Annotated in this window: 2 protein-coding genes and 2 pseudogenes; 3 read left to right on the top strand and 1 reads right to left on the bottom strand. The window is 62.8% G+C overall.

Going from position 1 to position 3091, the window contains the following annotated elements; genetic code table 11:
- Nucleotides 1-107: 107 nt before the first annotated feature.
- Entirely contained in the window at nucleotides 108-362 is a 255-nt protein-coding gene (locus K359_RS56465; RefSeq protein WP_084518859.1) for a DUF3768 domain-containing protein, read from the top strand.
- 26 nt (nucleotides 363-388) lie between these two features.
- Here the strand turns inward: K359_RS56465 and K359_RS0147380 are convergent, their stop codons facing one another.
- The gene (locus K359_RS0147380) at nucleotides 389-616 is read right to left on the bottom strand and encodes a helix-turn-helix domain-containing protein (protein ID WP_029085190.1); all 228 of its coding nucleotides are present in this window, start codon (nucleotides 614-616) and stop codon (nucleotides 389-391) included.
- Nucleotides 617-1069: 453 nt separating this feature from the next.
- Between K359_RS0147380 and istA the strand changes: the two are divergent.
- Together istA and K359_RS56455 are read left to right on the top strand one after the other, a co-directional pair.
- Nucleotides 1070-2565: pseudogene (istA, locus tag K359_RS56460) on the top strand (IS21 family transposase).
- A pseudogene (locus K359_RS56455) lies at nucleotides 2562-3091 on the top strand (ATP-binding protein); the annotation flags it as partial. The pseudogenes istA and K359_RS56455, both read left to right, overlap by 4 nt.

Raw genomic sequence — 3091 nt, 5'->3', positions numbered from 1 at the left:
ATGCTGGCCTCCCTCGCCAGCATGCAGCTTGAATCTGACTCGCGCCGTTTTGGGAATCCCCACCCGATTCATTCCGGTCGGAAAATGCTCTAGGTGGCGGCGCCGTGATGACTGTGGGGATTGCCTCTCTTGGGCCCGAAGCAGTCCTTCGACTGGTCCAAACCATCGCCGTGTTCGACGACTTTTGCACCGAAAATGACCCGCACAGTGAGCATGATTTTGGCGCCTTTGACTTCGACGGTGTCAGAGTCTTTTTCAAGATCGATTACTACAATCTCTCGATGACCGGACACTCGCCCAATCCAGCAGATCCAACGGTCACGGAACGCGTGATCACACTCATGTTGGCTGAAGAGTACTGAGCTGCAGCATCAGGAGCGCGGCCAACCTAGTCACTGACGAGTTTTGCCAAAGGTACCGAGAGCGCTTCCGCGATACGGGCCATGGCCAGCAAACTCGGATTACGTTTGCCGCGCTCAATTCCGCCCACGTAAGTCAAATCGATTTCAGCCTCAAATGCCAACTTCTCTTGGGTCATCCGTCGCTGCTGGCGGATTTTCCGAACGTTCCTCCCTACCACCGCCCGCCAATCCTGCATTGCGGGATCGAGCACCATACGGCTATAGTCTATAGGGACTATAGTCCCTAAACGACAGCTGATCCTCGGTGCTCGAACGGCGGCATCATTGCGAAAGGATTATCGATGTCTGCGGTTCTCCGAGTTTTCTTAAAGGCGCTAACAGCCGATCTATAGCGACGCGAGATCGCCTGACCGACAATTTACGCAGCCTGCCTAATCCGCGAGTGTCTGAGCGACGCGATCTTTGGAAACGAGCCAACTCGCTGTGCTCGGCGGCGATCAGGGTGAGACGCCAGCGACAATCAAGGTGAGACTGCGCCGATGGGGACGGACCGAAGGGAGGGCGCAGCCCGACCGGAGGACCGTCCCCATCGGCGTCGCGCGTTTTTGGACCCGTCTGGCGGCCGGGTGCGGCTGGTGCAAGCTGTTGATTCGTCTCGACAAGAGGGAATCGATGCCTTGCCTGGCCTTCGCATCACCGACCACCAGATGAGGCTGTACATGACCTACCGATTGACACTGTCCCGCGAGGCCGCCGCGGCCAAGGCGGGGTTCTCGAAGGCAAGCGCGTATCGAATCGAGGGCGATTGTCGCCCGCCATCACAGAAGAAGACGCCGAGGGGCCGGCGCCGGGCCGATCCGCTCGGGCCCTATTGGGACGCCGAGATCGTTCCGATCCTGAAGGCTGCGCCCGGCATCCGCGTGATCGGCGTGCTGGACGAGCTGCGCCGACGGCATCACGAGTTGAACCCGAACATCCGCCGCACGCTGGAGCGGCGCATCAACGCCTGGCGGGCGCTCAACGGCCCAGAACAAGACGTGATCTTCCGCCAGCAGCACGAGCCCGGTCGCCTGGGTCTGTCCGACTTCACCGACGTGAGCGCGCTCGGTATTACCATCGCGGGTGAGCCGCTCGATCACCGGCTCTATCACTTCCGGTTGGCGTTCTCCGGCTTCGAGCATGCCCATGTCGTGCTCGGCGGCGAAAGCTTCGTCGCCCTGGCGGAGGGCTTGCAGAACGCGCTGTGGGCGCTTGGCGGCGTGCCGCGGGAGCATCGCAGCGACAGCCTGTCGGCAGCGTTCCGCAATCTGGCCGCCGACGCACGGGAGGATCTGACGCAGCGCTACGCCGGGCTGATGGGCCACTATGGCATGGCGCCAACGCGCAACAATGCGGGCATCGCACATGAGAACGGCTCGATCGAGAGCGCGCACGGCCATCTCAAGCGGGCACTGGAAGATGCGCTGTTGCTGCGAGGGACGCGCGACTTCGCCAGTCTCGATGCCTACCGTGCTTTTGTCGACGAGATTGTCGGCCGGCGCAACGCCAACGTCGCCAAGCCGATCGCGCTCGAGAAGGAGGCCTTGGCGCCGCTGCCAAAAGGCCGCACGACCGACTTTGAGGAGAAAGTGATCCCGGTGACGTCGTCAGGCGGCTTCATCCTGCGGCGCGTGTTCTACACCGTGCCTTCAAGATTGATCGGCCATCGCCTGCGTGTGCGCATCTTCGACGACCGGCTCGAATGCTTCGTTGGTGTCACGCCGGTCGTGACGCTGCGGCGCGGTCGGCCTGTGTCCGAGCGCCAGGGCGGTCATGTTGTGGATTACCGGCACGTCATCCATGCCCTGCGGCGCAAGCCAATGGCGCTCCTCAATCTCGTTTATCGCGACCAACTCTTCCCGCGTGCAGCTTACAAACGTCTGTTCGAGACCTTGCGGGAGCATAGTGATGACCGGCGCGCTTGCAAGGTGACGGTCGAGCTTCTGGCGCTGGCTCACGAGCGCGCCTGCGAAGCAGAACTCGCCGAGGTGATCGCGATGGATCTGGACGCCGGACAGTTACCCGATCTTGCCGCGCTGCGCGACCGCTTCCGGCGGCCTCGATCCCGCGAGTCGCCGTCAAGCTGGCGCCGCTCGACGTCTACGATGAACTCGCCTGCGTCAGCGTCATGTCAGGCCGCTCGAACCTGGGAGAGGCTGCATGACTGGTATCGCTACCTCCGTCGATACTGCCCGTGTCGAGCTGCTTCTCAATGAGCTCCGCCTGCCGGGCGTCAAGGCGATCTGGCCGAAGCTCGCTGCATAGTCGGACAAGGAAGGGTGGCCTGCCGCCCGCTTCCTCGCCGCCCTTGCCGAGCACGAGGCGGCCGATCGCACCCGCCGTCGGATCGAGCGACACATGGTGGAAGCGCGTTTGCCCGCCGGCAAGACGCTCGCCACCTTCGACTTCGAAAGTGTGCCGATGCTATCAAAGGCACAGGCGATGGCGCTCGCCGCTGGCGACGCCTGGTTGAAGGCCGGCGCCAATTTGCTCTTGTTCGGTCCACCGGGCGGCGGCAAGACCCATCTCGGCACGGCGATCGGCCTGGCTCTCGTCGAGAACGGTTGGCGCGTTCTCTTCGCGCGCACCACTGATCTGGTGCAACGGCTGCAGGTCGCGCGGCGCGAGCTGGCGCTGGAGTCCGCGATCGCCAAACTCGATCGCTATGACCTCCTGATCCTCGACGACAT

This window comes from Bradyrhizobium sp. th-b2, assembly GCF_000426785.1.
Taxonomy (GTDB): domain Bacteria; phylum Pseudomonadota; class Alphaproteobacteria; order Rhizobiales; family Xanthobacteraceae; genus Bradyrhizobium; species Bradyrhizobium septentrionale.
Note: the sequence above shows the minus strand (reverse complement) of the source record. Positions and strands in the feature narration are given on the sequence as shown.

Excerpts from the sequence above, each read along its gene's own strand:
- K359_RS56465 (WP_084518859.1), top strand. The coding sequence starts at position 108 with ATGACTGTGGGGATTGCCTCTCTTGGGCCCGAAGCAGTCCTTCGACTG.
- K359_RS0147380 (WP_029085190.1), bottom strand. The coding sequence starts at position 616 with ATGGTGCTCGATCCCGCAATGCAGGATTGGCGGGCGGTGGTAGGGAGG.